Consider the following 13,822-nt stretch of genomic DNA (forward strand, 5'->3'; position numbering starts at 1 on the left):
TTCCAACGGTCCGCTATCACCTTGGGAGGTTTAAAATGAAATCCGTATTGAAGCTGATGGCGTGCACCGCCGTCATCGTGAGCCTGCATTCCGTCGCAAGCGCCAAGGACATGATCGTTGGCGTTTCCTGGTCCAACTTCCAGGAAGAGCGTTGGAAGACCGACGAGGCCGCGATCAAGGCTGCACTCGAAGCCAGTGGCGACAAGTACATTTCGGCTGACGCCCAGACGTCTGCCGCCAAGCAGCTGACCGACATCGAAAGCCTGATCGCCCAGGGCGCAAACGCCCTGATCGTTCTGGCCCAGGATTCGGAAGCCATCGGCCCGGCCATCGAAAAGGCTGTTGCTGAAGGCATCCCGGTCGTCGGTTATGACCGCTTGATCGAGAACCAGAACGCCTTCTACATCACCTTCGACAACAAGGAAGTCGGCCGCATGCAGGCCCGCGAAGTCATGAAGGTCAAGCCGGAAGGCAATTACGTCTTCATCAAGGGCGCCTCCACCGACCCGAACTCCGACTTCCTCTATTCCGGCCAGATCGAAGTGCTGAAGGAAGCCATCGACGGCGGCAAGATCAAGAATGTCGGCGAAGCCTACACGGACGGCTGGAAGCCGGAAGCTGCCCAGAAGAACATGGAGCAGTTCCTGACCGCCAACAACAACGCGGTTGACGCCGTTGTATCGTCCAACGACGGCATGGCCGGCGGTGTGGTCGCAGCGCTTGAAGCCCAGGGTATGGCCGGTTCTGTTCCGGTGTCCGGTCAGGACGGCGACAAGGCAGCGCTGAACCGCGTCGCTCTTGGCACCCAGACCGTGTCTGTCTGGAAGGACAGCCGCGAACTCGGCAAGAAGGCCGGCGAAATCGCTTCGGCCCTCGCAGCCGGTACCGCGATGGATGCCGTTGAAGGCGCCGTGAAGTTCGCTGGTGGCCCGAAGGGTCTCGAGATGAACTCCTACTTCATCGCCCCGCAGCCGATCACCAAGGACAACCTCAACGTCGTCATCGACGCTGGCTGGATCTCCAAGGAAGAAGCTTGCCAGAGCGTTGCTGCCGGTTCTGTCGCAGCCTGCAACTGAGTGCTTTGGTTTAACTGACCACCGAGCTTGAGCCGCAAACGCCGCAGCCTTGTTGCTGCGGCGTTTCGGCTGATCGGGAACTTCAAGCAGCAGGACCGTGCACGCGACAATCGCCATTTGGCCAGTCCGACACCCGGACGTCCATTCAGGCCGGTGCGGGTCCTTGTTCACTGCAGGAAGCGTCCGATCCGAATCGCCGGCCACCGGTCGGCACCGCACGCAACGATGCGGAAAAGGTCGCAAGCCGTAAACGACTGGGGAGATATCTGTATGGCGGATCAAAGCCTTGCCACGCCTGCGCCCGCAGCCCGGGCATCCAATGTTTCAGCGGTAAAACGCTTCTTTCAAGCCACCGAAATTGACACGCGCCTGCTCGGCATGGTGATCGCGCTCGGGATCATCTGGATCGGCTTCGACGTCCTGTCGAACGGCCTGTTCCTCACCTCGCGAAACCTCTGGAACCTCTCGGTCCAGGCGGCCTCCGTCTCGGTCATGGCCACCGGCATGGTGCTGGTCATCGTCACCCGCAATATCGACCTCTCGGTCGGCTCGATCCTCGGCTTTGTCGGCATGATCATGGCCGTGCTGCAGGCCCGTATCCTGCCGCCGATCATTGGTTTCGAACATCCGCTGATGTGGGTGATCGCGCTGTCTGCCGGCATCGCGGTCGGCACGGCGATCGGCGCCTTCCATGGCGCGATCATCGCCTTTCTCGGCGTGCCCGCCTTCATCGTCACGCTCGGCGGCCTGCTCGTCTGGCGTGGTGCTGCGTGGATGGTCACATCAGGCGCAACCGTCGCCCCGATGGACACCACTTACCGCCTGATGGGCGGTGGCGCGGATGGCTCGATCGGCGTCACAGCCAGCTGGATCGTCGGCGTGGTCGCCTGCGTTCTGATCGTCCTGTCGATCTTGAACACCCGCAAGCAGCGCCGCCGCTTCGGCTTCCCGCTGCGCCCGCTGTGGGCCGAGTATTTCCTCGTTGCCTCCGGCTGCGCCGCCATCCTCGGCGCTGTCTGGGTCGCGAACAGCTATTACATGCCGGTCAATCTGGCGAAGAAATATGCTGCGGCCAATGGCATCGCCTGGCCGGAAGGTGGCCTGCAGATCGGTCTCGGCATCGCCATCCCGGTCCTGATCGCCATCGGCATCGCCATGTTCATGGCCTTCATCACCAACCGCACCCGTTTCGGCCGTTACGTCTTCGCCATCGGCGGAAACCCGGAAGCCGCCGAACTCGCCGGCATCAAGGTCAAGTGGGTCACCGTCAAGATGTTTGCGCTGATGGGGGCACTCTGCGCTGTCGCCGCAGCCATCTCGACCGCCCGCCTCAACGCCGCGACCAATGCGCAGGGCACGCTCGACGAACTCTATACGATCGCCGCGGCCGTCATCGGCGGCACGTCGCTCGCCGGCGGTGTCGGCACCATTGCCGGTGCCATGCTCGGCGCCGTCGTCATGCAATCCTTGAATTCGGGCATGGTCCTGCTCGGTCTCGACACACCGCTCCAGAGCATTGTCATCGGCATTGTGCTCGTCGTCGCGGTCTGGCTCGACACCGTCTACCGCGCTCGCGCCAAGTAAGGGGAGTTGAACCAATGACAGAAGACCGCACCCCACTGGTGGAAATGCGCAATGTTTCCATCTCCTTCGGCGGCATTCATGCCGTGGACGATGCCTCCGTCGACCTCTTCCCCGGTGAAGTCGTGGCGCTGCTCGGCCACAACGGCGCCGGCAAGTCGACGCTGATCAAGATCCTGTCGGGCGCCTACAAGCGCGACAACGGCGATATCCTGATCAACGGCGATTTCGTCGACATCGGCAATCCGCGTGATGCGAAGAAATACGGCATCGAGACGATCTACCAGACGCTTGCCGTCGCCGACAATGTCGATGCCGCCGCCAATCTCTATCTCGGCCGCGAACTGCGCACCCCCTGGGGCACGCTGGACGATGTCGCGATGGAGGCCAAGGCCCGCGAAGTCATGGGGCGTCTGAACCCCAACTTCCAGCGCTTCAAGGAACCGGTCAAGGCGCTCTCCGGTGGCCAGCGCCAGTCGGTGGCGATTGCCCGTGCCATCCTGTTCGACGCCCGCATCCTGATCATGGACGAGCCGACGGCAGCCTTGGGTCCGCAGGAAACCGCCCAGGTCGGCGAACTGATCATCCAGCTGAAGAAGGAAGGCATCGGCATCTTCCTGATCAGCCACGACATCCACGACGTCTTCGACCTCGCCGACCGCGTCTTCGTCATGAAGAACGGCCGCGTGGTGGGCCATGCGCGCACCCAGGATGTCACCAAGGACGAAGTGCTCGGCATGATCATCCTCGGCAAATGCCCTCCCGGTGCAGTCCCGGGACCGGGCGCCATGCAGACGGCGTGATCGCTGCGGACCAATGAGGCAAGACAGGCGAGGGGGCGAAAGCCCCCTCGTTTGCGTTGAGGCGGTGCGTGCATTGCCGTTAAGGTATATGTCACCATGGTCGAGCGCTTTGGGGGATAGGCATCGAATGACTCCTCTCTTGCTATACTTGGAAGTCGTCCCTCGGCGCCCTTGGTGCAGACCTCACGGCAGACTCTGGGAACAACCCAGCAGTCCACCCGGCGTATGTGCGCCCGGCTCGCGCCAGTTCGATCGAAACTGCATTCCTTGAGACGGCGGCGGTTGCGCCAGGATTCGCATTGCGGAAGAGACCTGCGCCAAAGCGTGTTTGGCCAAACCTTAGCCGGAATTCCGTGATGCCTCCGCCAGCGCAGCGGCGATATGCGATATCGGTCGCAGCAGCCTGAAGGGATCATCCTTTGAAGGCATAAACCCGCGTCGGATCCAGAACAGCCGCGCCTCCTCGTCGATCGCATGCACGATCAGCGCCCGCCCGCCGACAAGGGATGCCCCCTGAACGCAGCGGGAAAGGGCGTGCTTGAGCAGACCGGTGCCTATCCCGTATCCGGCATAGGACTGGTCGACGGCGAGCTGCCCGAGAAGCAGGCAGGGCACCGGATTGGGAGGCTGGCCGGTGCGGATGGCGCGCGGCAGGCCGGCCGGAAGGGCCGCCGTCGGCGAGAGCCCGTAATAGCCGGCGACCCGTCCCTCTTCATGCACCACGATGACAACGGTGAAACCGTTCTCCTGATTGCCGCGTGCCCGTGTCTTCAGCCAAGTGTCGAGGGCGGGCTTGCCGCAGGAAAAGCGGCTCAGGTCATGGCCCTCATGCAGCGGCTCGGGAGCGGAAAGCGCCATGCTCAGCCCTTCGGTTGAAAACCCGCTTCCCAGGGGGGCGACCGACGCAACACCTCAACCATCCCGACAGGGATCTCCACCGGGGCGGAGAGTAGCGCCATGAACTCGGCAAATCCGTCTTCCGTCATGCGGACCAATTGCTGCTCCATGACTGCTTCTTCTGCGGCCCGAACGGCAGCCTCGCGCACGAAATCGGTGCGCGAACGTCCCTTCAGTGCCGCAGCACGATCGATCATCGCCACATCCGCGTCCGGCAGACGCATGGAAATCGGATGGTCTTTGCGATCGGTCGAGCGGGACATGACATCACTCCTGATGAGAGATCAATGTCGCAGTTTGTATTGTAAAATGCAATACCCTTCATGCGCCCCCCATTCTCGCCACCCAATCATTCTAACCGCGCCCATCACCCGAATGTCGAATGGCCGCCTCGACGGTCGGGGGCAGCCGAAAGCGCCGGCGATACTCACCAGGGGTCAACCCGGCGATCTTGCGAAACAGACGGCGAAAGGAAGCAAGGTCCGAATATCCGACATCGCAGGCGATCTCCTCGATCGGCCGATCCTCGAGTTCGAGCATCTGCTTTGCTTCCTCGATCCGCAGGCATTGGATATATTCCAGCGGTGAAAAGCCCGTCGCCTTCTTGAACCGTCGATCGAACGACCGCTTTGGCAGGCCGGATAGTTGCAGCAATTCGGCCAGGATGGCGGCGGACTGATAATGGTCGGGCGCATAGGCCTGGCATTTCTCGATGACGGCGTCGCCATGGCTGATATTGGCGATCATCGAGGCATAGGGAAGCTGGCCGTCGCGATGCCACTGGTAGAGGAACAGCTTGGAAATCCGGATAGCCTCCGCCGTGCCGGCGTGCCTGGCAATCAGATAGAGGGTCAGATCCTGCCAGGACGAGGCGCCCCCCGAGCAGACGATGGAGTGTCCGGCACCGGTCTGGACCAGGATGCGCTCCTCCTTGAGCTCCACTTTCGGATATTCTCGACGAAACAGCGGCGCATACATCCAGTGCGTTGTTGCCGACTGCCCGTCCAGCAAACCCGCTTCGGCCAGCACGATCGATCCGCCACAGGCCGCCAGCAGCCGTGCGCCCTGCCGATGCATCCTGACGATCCAGTCCAGCAGTCGACGATCCAGGGCGCGGATCGTTTCCGGCGTATCGACGACGACATTCGGAACGAGCACATAGTCCGTGTCGTCAACCTCGTCCAGGGTGACATGCGGCATGATCGTAACCCCGGTGATCAGGGTCAGTGGGCCGGGGTCAGCCGCCACAAGGCGCGGCGCAAACAGTACCTCGCTGGTCGGCTCGTTCGAATTGCTCTTCCAGTGCGCGCCGGCAATCCAGAGCGTATCGAAAATGCCGTAGAGGATGGATGGATCACATTCCGGAAACGTCACGATGCTGACCCGCAAGGGAGGCTTTGCGTTCGCGAGTTGTGGCTTGATCGGCTCCATAGCGGCCATTCTGCCTCTGTTGAGGGGCATAGGCAACGCCTAAAACTCCGGCCGAACGGGCGGCATTCTGCAGTCCGATACGACAGGAACCAAAGACGATGGAATTGAATTTCGACAAACTGAACGCCTTGCTGGGCGTCATGGTGAATGAGCTTGGCGCGGCGCAGAATGCTGCCCTGGTGACGATTGGCGACGAATTGGGCCTCTACCGGGCGCTGGCCGGCAAGGGACAGCTCTCGGCAGCCGAACTGGCGGCGGCCACCGACACGAAGGAGCGCTATGTGCGGGAATGGCTGGCGGCGCAGGCGGCATCCGGCTTCGTGACCTACGATGCGGCCACGGCAAAATTTGCCCTCTCGCCGGAACAGGCGGCGGTCTTTGCCGTCGATGACAGCCCTGTCAACATGATCGGCGGGTTCCAGGCGCTGGAGGCCGTGTATGCGGATCGCCCCAAGCTAGCGCATGCATTTCGCCATGGCGGCGGCGTGTCGTGGACGGATCGCTGCAATTGCATGTTCTGCGGCACAGACCGCTTCTTCCGGCCGGGCTACAAGGCCAATCTTGTTGCCAACTGGCTCCCCTCGCTCGATGGCGTCATCGACAAGCTGGAGCGCGGAGCGCTGGTGGCGGATGTCGGCTGCGGTTTCGGTTCATCGACCCTGATCATGGCCGAAGCGTTTCCGAACTCGCACTTTGTCGGCATCGACTTCCACGCCCCGTCCATCGACCATGCGAAGCGGCACGCCAAAGCATTGGCCAATGTGCAGTTCGAGACTGCACGCGCACAAGACTTTCAGGGCTCTGGCTTCGATCTCGTCACCATGTTCGACGCGCTTCACGACATGGGCGACCCCGTCGGCGCCGCACGCCACATTGGCAAGTCCTTGAAGCCGGATGGTGTGCTGATGCTGGTCGAGCCGATGGCCGGCGATACGCTCGCAGACAACCTCAATCCGATCGGGCGGATCTTCTATGCCGCATCGGCCAATACCTGCGTCCCGGCGTCCCTGGGCCAGGAGGTGGGGGCGGCATTGGGGGCACAGGCAGGAGAGCGAAAGTTGACGCAGATACTGAACGAAGGTGGCTTCTCCAGGGTCCGGCGCTCGGCCGAAACGCCGTTCAACATGGTTCTGGAAGCGCGCCTTTGATTGCGGGTGAAATGCGCAGGGGCGGGTGGTCGATGACCGCCCGCCTGTTCCAGGCCGCCTGTTTCAGGCCGCCTGTTTCAGGCTTTGTGATCGTCAGCCATCACAAAGTGGCATTTTTTCCGCCCTCCACATCACCCCATCTTCACCAGCGCCCCGATCGTGCCGCCGACCAGCAGCACCAGCCCGATCAGCGTCGTCAGTGCCGCTCCCGGTCCGCGCTTCTTCGCATCAGTGTAATATTCCGCCGCATAGAGCGCCCGCGCCGCCGTCCAGCCGAGACCGAGAAGGCCGGCGAGCTGGTCCGAGACATAGGTGCCGAAGATCCACAGCGCCGGCAGGAACAGCACAAGCTGCTCGACGGTGTTCTGCTGCACCCGGAAGATCCGCTCAAAGTTCTGGTTGCCGGAGGTCTTCGGCGCTTCCACGCCGAACTGCTTGCGCGCCCGCGCCACCTTGATCATGAACCAGCAATAGGTCATCAGCGCCGCAAAGGTCGCCAGAATGGTGAACCGCATCGAAACCTGCTCCAAAATCATCCTGAAAACGACCAGTAAAACGTCATTGCCTAACCATCAACTGGTAGGAGAAAGGCTGGAGCCGCGCAAGCGCCATGCTGCGGCGCACTGCATCAAAGCTTGCGCTAAACGACGAATTCCGCCATCATTCCGTCAGCTGCGTTGCAGCCGGTGCGTGCAGGAAAGGCCGCCTTGATGAGCCCCGAATTGACCACGGAAATGACGATCGAAACGAGCATGGAAACGCCCCCCGAACGGACGGCTGACGCAACCGGCGAGAGCTTCAAGTTCGGCCGGCCTTACGACCTGCACGAGCTGGTCGCCGATGGTGTCATCCATGGCATCGGCGTCGTCTTCGCGCTGGTCGGCGCCACGGCGCTGATCTTCTATGCGACGGTCTATTCCGGCTATGCCGACATCGCCGCATCGTGGATCTACGGCCTCGGCCTGATCGTCGCGCTCGGCGTCTCGTTCACCTACAATATGTGGCCGCATTCGCGCATCAAGTGGATCCTGCGCCGCTTCGACCATTCGGCGATCTTCATCCTGATCGCCTCGACCTACACGCCCTTTCTCGTCCAAGGCGCCGACCAGCCGATGATCCTTGCACTTCTGGTCGGTATCTGGCTGACGGCCGCCCTCGGCATCTGGCTGAAATTCCGCTATCCCGGCCGCTACGATAGGCTCGCCATCCTGCTCTATCTCGCCATGGGCTGGAGCGGCGCGCTGGCCATGGGACCAATTTCCGAAATCATCCCCGGCATCACGCTGACCCTGATCATCATCGGCGGCTGCATCTATTCCGCCGGCGTCATCTTCCACGTCTGGGAACGCCTGCGCTTCCAGAATGCCATCTGGCACGGCTTCGTCGTCACTGCCGCCGTGGTTCATTATTCGGCGGTGTTTACCGCGATCGCGTGAACTGTCGGTAAGGGGCCAGGCGGATCGGACTATCGTCAGGCTTTCTTCTGTTTCGGCGCCTGCTTGGATCCCATGCGGAAAAACAGCGCCGTCGGTATCCAGCAGATCGCAAGGCCTAGGGCGGCAACCGCGAGCAGCGACAGCACGGTCATCTCGGTGAAGAAGCCGACAATGCTTGAAAGTGGGATGCCGCCCACTGCGGTGAACACGCCGAACAGCAGGACCGTCAGCAGCGCCTGCACCACGGTCAGGATGCCGGCGAACTGCCAGCTCTCGCCCCAGCTTGCGACGCGCCCATGCTCCTTGCGGAAATATGTCCCGGCCCAGATGCCGCTGCCGGCCAGAATGCCGACATTGCCGCTGGCGCCGATGTCGTCGACCACGCCGTAATGGACCAGAAGAAAGGTGATGATCACCAGGGCGACGGTCATCGCCAGGGCGACGAAAAAATAGCGTATGCACAGGGCATTGATGAAACCGGGCAAATGCAAACTCCTCATGCCTTGACGGAAAGCCCTGCAAGGATCAGACGATAGTTACCGTCGCCTTCGCCGCCATGGCAAGCCCCGTCGGCGTCTCGCCCGTCCCGGCACCCCCATAGAGCACCCGCAAGAGCATCCATGACCGACCTCATCATCCGCGACGCCACCGAAGCCGATCTGCCCGCAATCCGCGATATCTACAATCACGCCGTCGAACACACGACGGCGATCTGGAACGAGGTGCTGATCGACGTCGACAACCGCCGCGTCTGGCTGGAACTGCGCCGTGCCAAGGGTTATCCGGTTCTGGTTGCCGAGCGTGACGGCAAAGTCGCCGGTTACGCCTCCTACGGCGACTGGCGCGCCTTCGACGGCTACCGCCACACGGTCGAGCATTCGGTCTATGTCGACAAGGACTGCCGCGGCGGCGGCATCGGCAGGCGGCTGATGGCAGCCCTGATCGACAGGGCAAAAACCGGCAATGTCCATGTGATGATCGCCGCCATCGAAGCGGAAAACCAGGCCTCCATCGCCCTGCACGAACGCATGGGCTTCACCCTCGTCGGCATCCACCGCGAAGTCGGCACCAAGTTCGGCCGCTGGCTCGATCTGGCGATGATGGAGCTCAGGGTCTGAGCGAGGCTAGTGCTCTATTGGTTCGATGTAGGGGTCGATGATTGCCGTATAGTCCGACACTGTTAGTAGATCCGCAGACAGATCGGCGAACTGGGCGGCAAGATACTGATGGAGATGCTTGGGAGCGCGGAGTTCGTATCCGTTCTGGTGAAGAAAGAGCATGCCGGCTTGAAACGCCGCACGTTTGTTGCCTTGCTCAAAGGCATGTGCCTTTGACACTGCGTACATGCAGTGAACTGTCAGAAGAAAAAGGTCTTCAAGTCCCGCATAGCGAAACTGGTTTTTTGCTCGTTTTACGGCGCTCTGCAGACGGTCAGGGAAAAGCAGAGCGTAGTTTTCGCCAGTAAATTGAACCGCATGGCGATTGAGCGCCATGACGTCGTCAGCAGTCACCCATACGGGCTCGCTACTTGGCAAGTTCGGCCATCAGATCGGGATGGTCCTCATGGAATTTCCTGGCAAACTCCGTCGCATCGATTTTTTCAGCATTCGGTCGAGCCAAAACCACAGGTCGCCGGGCGAGCACCTTCTTCGTGTCATCGCTGGCGATCTTGTCGTCGTGTTGCATGCCCTTTGCCGGATTGCTCATCACCGTGTTCCTTGCCGAGCGTGGGCGCACGCGCCCGTTTGCCGTCCAAATGTAATGTTTTCTTGCCGTTCCGGCAAGTTAACCCGCCGGCGGCCTCAGGTGGGGACCAAAGATACGTCTGAACCCCCACTCATCCCGCCGCCATCTCCTGCCAGCGCACGCCTGAAATCACCACGCCGTCCTTCGGCCGGCATGGCATGTCCGACAGCGAAACCGACACATCCTGTTCCGTCGGCATGTCGTAGTCGATCGCCGTGGTCAAAAGCCGCACGCCTTCCTTGATGATCGAAAGCGTCGCCTCTTCGCCGGGACAGCGATGGCCGTCCTTCACCGATCCGGCGCCTTGCGCAACGAAGCTGTAGTCGTCCGGCCCGTGGCGCAATTCGCGCAGCGGCCGGAACTCGCCGGCATTGTGAAACGCCGCCTCGTCATGGCAGGTGCCGTAGAGGTCGAAAAGCAGCCATTGTCCGCGCCGGATCTGGTAGCCGTTCCAGTCGAAGCTGGTGCGGGCCACGGCACCGACAAACGGATAGAACGGCACGCAGCGCCGTACTTCTTCGGCAAAATCGGTCAGCAGCCGGTCGTCCGGCACGCGCAGGATTTCCCGCCATTCGCCGTGCCGCTCCAGTTCGACGGCGGCAAACAGGATATAGCGCCCGAGCGACGCGATCGGCCCGAGCAGGTTGATCAGTTCGCCCGCCGCGACAGCCGGCGACAGCGGCCGTCCCTGTGGGTCGAGGTAGCCGGCGATCATCGCCATCGGCGTTCCCGGCAGCGGCGCTTGGCGGCCCCGGCGGATCTGGCGAAAGGCGGTCTTCAGCCGCCGTTCGAGGGCCGAGCTCCGGCGAGGCAGGGGCAGGCGGCGCGGCCCGAAATGGCCGGCCTGTTCGGCCAGTTCCGCCAGAAGCACGTCGTCCCTGTCGATCTCGTCTGCATCGATCGGCGCATGCGTCCAGGCAAGCGCCGTGCGGATCAGGATCAGGTCCAGCTCTGCGCCGAGCGGCACGGCTCCCCAGCGGATCCAGTCCGGCACCCGTTCGATGAAATTGCGCCGGAAGATCGCCACCAGCCGGTCGATGCCGGTGCGGTCCTCGACCAGCATGCGCACGAACATCGCCTTGCGGTGCCGGTGCACCGGGCCGTCGAGCTGCTGCACGCTGCCTTTGCCCGCAATCAGCCGCAACACCATCTGCGGCATGGCGCCGACCCGGGTCAGCCGGTCGTCGTCATAGATCAGCCGGGCCGCATCCGGCCCGGTCAGGCAGATAACGTCGCGCAGCATAAGCCGCGTGCGGAAGATCTGGCTGTTCATCGACCGGAAGCGCTGCGACAGGAAGCCATAGCCTTCGCGCGCCAGCTTCACGGTCTCGTCGAAGCCTGGACTGCGCGGGATCGCTGGCGAACGGGCGGGTTCGGACGCACCTGCGGGCAGGGCGCCCGACAAGGCTTCGGACAGGGCGGACGAAGGCTGGGCAAGCGGATGGGCCGAGGGTGCGGCAAGCGTGTCCGGCTGGCGGTGAAACTCGCTCTGGTTCATGCCGACCCCTCCCTGGCGCCCCGGTTTCCCAGACAATACTCCGAAATTTCGGCGCGCTCCATGCGCTTTGTTCCCTCGTGTCACGCGAGGGATCCAGATCTCTCCCGTTATTCGATCCGCACCCGCGCCATCTCGCCGCGAATGGTGATCGAGGGCCTGGCGCCCGGCGTGTTCGGCAGCGCACTGTCGACATAGGAGGCGACCGTCTCGACCAGATAGCTGATCGGTGTTGGCTGCAGGAAACGTACGGTCGCATCGAGCATCGTGCCGGAAATGGCGATCGCCTCATTCTGCATCACCCGTTCGAAGGTCAGCCGTGCCCGAAGTGCTGCCCCCGAAACCGCAATCGATGCGGCATGGCCGGTAAAGGCGATATCGCCGGCATCGCTGCGGATGTCGAGCGCCGAGAATTCGCCGTCGAGCCGTGTCCGCGCCGCCCGCTGGTCGATGGTAACAGTGGCGCCGGGTTGAACATTGGCCGTCAGCGTCATGGTGCAATCGCTCCAGTCGAAGAAACGGCCACCGCGGCCGACATCGACCGTCAGCGTGTCGCCGTCGCGCAGCATCGTGCCTTCGGCCGGGCAGGAGTTGGAAAACCAGCTCGAATGCCAAAGGGCGCCCCAGCCATGCCGTTCGCCGGACAGTTCGGCAACCTGCGGCATCTCGGCATCGGCGTTGATGCTGATCTCGCTCGCCGTGCCGGTCACATGGACTTTCTTGACGCCGGAAAGGTCGAGCGGGCCGGACCGGCTGTCGCTGGCGCTGATCAGCGACACGCCGCCGTCGATGGCGAGGATGGCGACGATCACGCCGGCAACGGAGAGAAGAATGGTTCTGCGTTTCATCGGGCAGGCTCCTGGTTGGGCCGCGACGGGCCGTGGTTTGAGCCCCGACCGTGCCGCTCCTCTTCCTCCATCGCGACCTTGATCGCGTTTCAGGTCGAAGCGCATCGCGTTTGAGGTCATGATGTGCCATGCATCGGGCATTGCCCCGCATCGGGCCGCGCTCCGCCATGGATCCCGGTTCGCCCAGTCCACACAATTTCGCTTGCAAGACGCCGATGATCCTCGTTCCGCTCTCCTTTCTCGTCTCGCTCTATCTGGCAGTGTTTCTCGTCCGCCTGCTGCTGCGCGGCCGCGACACCTTTGCCGCCAATGGCCTCTTCCTGCTGCTGATCGCCGTCTATATCGTCCAGACCGTGCTGGTGGGCCTGCGCTGGGGGTATGGCATCATCGCCATCCTGCCGCTGCTCTCGACGCTGGCAAGCCTTGTGCCGCCGCTGTCTTATCTGGCCTTCCGCGATCTCGCCCGCGAAGAGCGCGGACTGTCATGGCGGGACTGGCCGCATCTCGTGCCCACGGCCGCGCTGATGCTCATGATGCTGGCCTGGCGCGATCTGCTCGACCTGCTGATCATCGCGGAGTTCCTGTTTTATGGCCTGGCGCTGCTGTGGCTCGCCCGGCTCGGCCCCGATGGCCTTGTCGCAGCCAGGCTCGACGGCACGCTGCGCTCCTACCGCTCGCTGCAGCTGACCGGTCTGGTGTTGATCGGCTCGGCCGCAACCGATGTCGCCATCAGCCTCGACATGCTGTGGAGCGGCGGCCAGTATTCCGCTCTGGTCGTTTCGGCCTCAACGACCGCCATTCTTTTGCTGCTCGGCATCGCCGCCGTCGCAGTCGGCTCGGAAGAGGCTGGCGACGAAGACCTCGACAATGAGACACCGGCGCCGGATGTCAGCACGCGCGACGGTCGAATGCCGGTGATTGGCGGGGCAGGGGCGGTTGCATTGGCCTCCGGGGAAGACCAGCAGGTCGCCGCCGATCTCGATCGGCTGATGTCCGAACGCCGCCTCTATGCCGATACCGGCCTGAACCTGGCACGGATTGCCCGCCGCATGAGCCTTCCGGCCCGCAGCGTCTCCCAGGCGGTCAATCGCGTCCACGGCATCAGCGTCTCGCATTATGTCAACAATCACCGCATCACCGAGGCCTGCCGGCTTTTGTCTCAAACCGATCTGCCGGTCACCCGTATCGTCTTCGACGCCGGCTTCATGACCAAGTCCAATTTCAACCGCGAATTCCTCCGTGTCACCGGCATAAGCCCGAGCGACTGGCGCCGGCAGAAAAAGGCGGCGTGACGGCCGCCGCCGCAGGTTGCGGCCACCGCGTCACAAAGTGTGCAAAGCAGCATCCGCAGCGCGCAACGA

Annotated in this window: 16 protein-coding genes; 7 read left to right on the forward strand and 9 right to left on the reverse strand. The window is 62.7% G+C overall.

Going from position 1 to position 13,822, the window contains the following annotated elements; translation table 11 throughout:
• Nucleotides 1-35 precede the first annotated feature (35 nt).
• The 3 genes from xylF (at nt 36) to GVK95_RS05630 (ending at nt 3,460) form a co-directional block, all read left to right on the forward strand.
• Nucleotides 36-1,076, forward strand: a complete 1,041-nt coding sequence (xylF, locus tag GVK95_RS05620; RefSeq protein ID WP_007608594.1) for a D-xylose ABC transporter substrate-binding protein — start codon at nt 36-38, stop codon at nt 1,074-1,076.
• Between the two features lie 270 nt (nt 1,077-1,346).
• Complete coding sequence (locus GVK95_RS05625; RefSeq protein ID WP_159947339.1) at nt 1,347-2,660, forward strand: sugar ABC transporter permease; 1,314 nt, start codon at nt 1,347-1,349, stop codon at nt 2,658-2,660.
• A 14-nt stretch (nt 2,661-2,674) separates the two neighbouring features.
• A complete protein-coding gene (locus tag GVK95_RS05630) occupies nt 2,675-3,460 on the forward strand; it encodes an ATP-binding cassette domain-containing protein (RefSeq protein ID WP_159947341.1) in 786 nt (261 codons plus the stop codon).
• Nucleotides 3,461-3,799: 339 nt separating this feature from the next.
• On the opposite strand, the gene GVK95_RS05635 is transcribed toward GVK95_RS05630, so the two are convergent.
• The 3 genes from GVK95_RS05635 to GVK95_RS05645 form a co-directional block, all read right to left on the reverse strand.
• Entirely contained in the window at nt 3,800-4,318 is a 519-nt protein-coding gene (locus GVK95_RS05635) for a GNAT family N-acetyltransferase (RefSeq protein WP_159947343.1), read from the reverse strand.
• Nucleotides 4,319-4,320: 2 nt separating this feature from the next.
• Nucleotides 4,321-4,620 carry a DUF1778 domain-containing protein gene (locus tag GVK95_RS05640; RefSeq protein WP_159947345.1) on the reverse strand — a complete coding sequence of 100 codons (300 nt, stop codon included), beginning with the start codon at nt 4,618-4,620 and terminating at the stop codon, nt 4,321-4,323.
• A gap of 91 nt (nt 4,621-4,711) precedes the next feature.
• Nucleotides 4,712-5,788 carry a helix-turn-helix domain-containing protein gene (locus GVK95_RS05645; RefSeq protein WP_159947506.1) on the reverse strand — a complete coding sequence of 359 codons (1,077 nt, stop codon included), beginning with the start codon at nt 5,786-5,788 and terminating at the stop codon, nt 4,712-4,714.
• Between the two features lie 98 nt (nt 5,789-5,886).
• On the opposite strand from GVK95_RS05645, the gene GVK95_RS05650 reads away from it, so the two are divergent.
• Nucleotides 5,887-6,936 (forward strand): class I SAM-dependent methyltransferase, encoded by a 1,050-nt coding sequence (locus GVK95_RS05650; RefSeq protein ID WP_159947347.1) that lies wholly within the window; start codon nt 5,887-5,889, stop codon nt 6,934-6,936.
• 131 nt (nt 6,937-7,067) lie between these two features.
• Here GVK95_RS05650 and GVK95_RS05655 read toward each other — a convergent pair whose 3' ends face one another.
• Nucleotides 7,068-7,451: an MAPEG family protein gene (locus GVK95_RS05655; RefSeq protein WP_159947349.1), complete on the reverse strand. Its 384-nt coding sequence runs from the start codon at nt 7,449-7,451 to the stop codon at nt 7,068-7,070.
• A 195-nt stretch (nt 7,452-7,646) separates the two neighbouring features.
• On the opposite strand from GVK95_RS05655, the gene GVK95_RS05660 reads away from it, so the two are divergent.
• The gene (locus tag GVK95_RS05660) at nt 7,647-8,372 is read left to right on the forward strand and encodes a hemolysin III family protein (protein WP_244618644.1); all 726 of its coding nucleotides are present in this window, start codon (nt 7,647-7,649) and stop codon (nt 8,370-8,372) included.
• A gap of 35 nt (nt 8,373-8,407) precedes the next feature.
• Here GVK95_RS05660 and GVK95_RS05665 read toward each other — a convergent pair whose 3' ends face one another.
• The gene (locus GVK95_RS05665; protein ID WP_159947351.1) at nt 8,408-8,857 is read right to left on the reverse strand and encodes an ABZJ_00895 family protein; all 450 of its coding nucleotides are present in this window, start codon (nt 8,855-8,857) and stop codon (nt 8,408-8,410) included.
• 135 nt (nt 8,858-8,992) lie between these two features.
• Between GVK95_RS05665 and GVK95_RS05670 the strand changes: the two genes are divergently transcribed.
• Entirely contained in the window at nt 8,993-9,490 is a 498-nt protein-coding gene (locus tag GVK95_RS05670) for a GNAT family N-acetyltransferase (RefSeq protein ID WP_159947353.1), read from the forward strand.
• A 6-nt stretch (nt 9,491-9,496) separates the two neighbouring features.
• On the opposite strand, the gene GVK95_RS05675 is transcribed toward GVK95_RS05670, so the two are convergent.
• The 4 genes from GVK95_RS05675 to GVK95_RS05690 all read right to left on the reverse strand — a co-directional run bounded on the left by GVK95_RS05675 (nt 9,497) and on the right by GVK95_RS05690 (nt 12,461).
• On the reverse strand, nt 9,497-9,883 hold the full coding sequence (locus GVK95_RS05675; protein ID WP_348532445.1) for a type II toxin-antitoxin system death-on-curing family toxin: 387 nt from the start codon (nt 9,881-9,883) through the stop codon (nt 9,497-9,499).
• Nucleotides 9,884-9,896: 13 nt separating this feature from the next.
• The gene (locus GVK95_RS05680) at nt 9,897-10,079 is read right to left on the reverse strand and encodes a hypothetical protein (protein ID WP_159947357.1); all 183 of its coding nucleotides are present in this window, start codon (nt 10,077-10,079) and stop codon (nt 9,897-9,899) included.
• Between the two features lie 130 nt (nt 10,080-10,209).
• Nucleotides 10,210-11,616, reverse strand: a complete 1,407-nt coding sequence (locus GVK95_RS05685) for a cytochrome P450 (protein ID WP_159947359.1) — start codon at nt 11,614-11,616, stop codon at nt 10,210-10,212.
• A gap of 107 nt (nt 11,617-11,723) precedes the next feature.
• On the reverse strand, nt 11,724-12,461 hold the full coding sequence (locus tag GVK95_RS05690) for a hypothetical protein (protein ID WP_159947361.1): 738 nt from the start codon (nt 12,459-12,461) through the stop codon (nt 11,724-11,726).
• 128 nt (nt 12,462-12,589) lie between these two features.
• Here GVK95_RS05690 and GVK95_RS05695 point away from each other — a divergent pair, with 128 nt between their 5' ends.
• Nucleotides 12,590-13,753: a helix-turn-helix domain-containing protein gene (locus tag GVK95_RS05695; RefSeq protein WP_244618645.1), complete on the forward strand. Its 1,164-nt coding sequence runs from the start codon at nt 12,590-12,592 to the stop codon at nt 13,751-13,753.
• Nucleotides 13,754-13,822: the final 69 nt, after the last annotated feature.

It is taken from the genome of Rhizobium sp. 18065, from assembly GCF_902706095.1.
Taxonomy (GTDB): domain Bacteria; phylum Pseudomonadota; class Alphaproteobacteria; order Rhizobiales; family Rhizobiaceae; genus Allorhizobium.

Excerpts from the sequence above, each read along its gene's own strand:
- xylF (WP_007608594.1), top strand. The coding sequence starts at position 36 with ATGAAATCCGTATTGAAGCTGATGGCGTGCACCGCCGTCATCGTGAGC.
- GVK95_RS05625 (WP_159947339.1), top strand. The coding sequence starts at position 1,347 with ATGGCGGATCAAAGCCTTGCCACGCCTGCGCCCGCAGCCCGGGCATCC.
- GVK95_RS05630 (WP_159947341.1), top strand. The coding sequence starts at position 2,675 with ATGACAGAAGACCGCACCCCACTGGTGGAAATGCGCAATGTTTCCATC.
- GVK95_RS05635 (WP_159947343.1), bottom strand. The coding sequence starts at position 4,318 with ATGGCGCTTTCCGCTCCCGAGCCGCTGCATGAGGGCCATGACCTGAGC.
- GVK95_RS05640 (WP_159947345.1), bottom strand. The coding sequence starts at position 4,620 with ATGTCCCGCTCGACCGATCGCAAAGACCATCCGATTTCCATGCGTCTG.
- GVK95_RS05645 (WP_159947506.1), bottom strand. The coding sequence starts at position 5,788 with ATGGAGCCGATCAAGCCACAACTCGCGAACGCAAAGCCTCCCTTGCGG.
- GVK95_RS05650 (WP_159947347.1), top strand. The coding sequence starts at position 5,887 with ATGGAATTGAATTTCGACAAACTGAACGCCTTGCTGGGCGTCATGGTG.
- GVK95_RS05655 (WP_159947349.1), bottom strand. The coding sequence starts at position 7,451 with ATGCGGTTCACCATTCTGGCGACCTTTGCGGCGCTGATGACCTATTGC.
- GVK95_RS05660 (WP_244618644.1), top strand. The coding sequence starts at position 7,647 with ATGAGCCCCGAATTGACCACGGAAATGACGATCGAAACGAGCATGGAA.
- GVK95_RS05670 (WP_159947353.1), top strand. The coding sequence starts at position 8,993 with ATGACCGACCTCATCATCCGCGACGCCACCGAAGCCGATCTGCCCGCA.
- GVK95_RS05680 (WP_159947357.1), bottom strand. The coding sequence starts at position 10,079 with ATGAGCAATCCGGCAAAGGGCATGCAACACGACGACAAGATCGCCAGC.
- GVK95_RS05685 (WP_159947359.1), bottom strand. The coding sequence starts at position 11,616 with ATGAACCAGAGCGAGTTTCACCGCCAGCCGGACACGCTTGCCGCACCC.
- GVK95_RS05690 (WP_159947361.1), bottom strand. The coding sequence starts at position 12,461 with ATGAAACGCAGAACCATTCTTCTCTCCGTTGCCGGCGTGATCGTCGCC.
- GVK95_RS05695 (WP_244618645.1), top strand. The coding sequence starts at position 12,590 with ATGCATCGGGCATTGCCCCGCATCGGGCCGCGCTCCGCCATGGATCCC.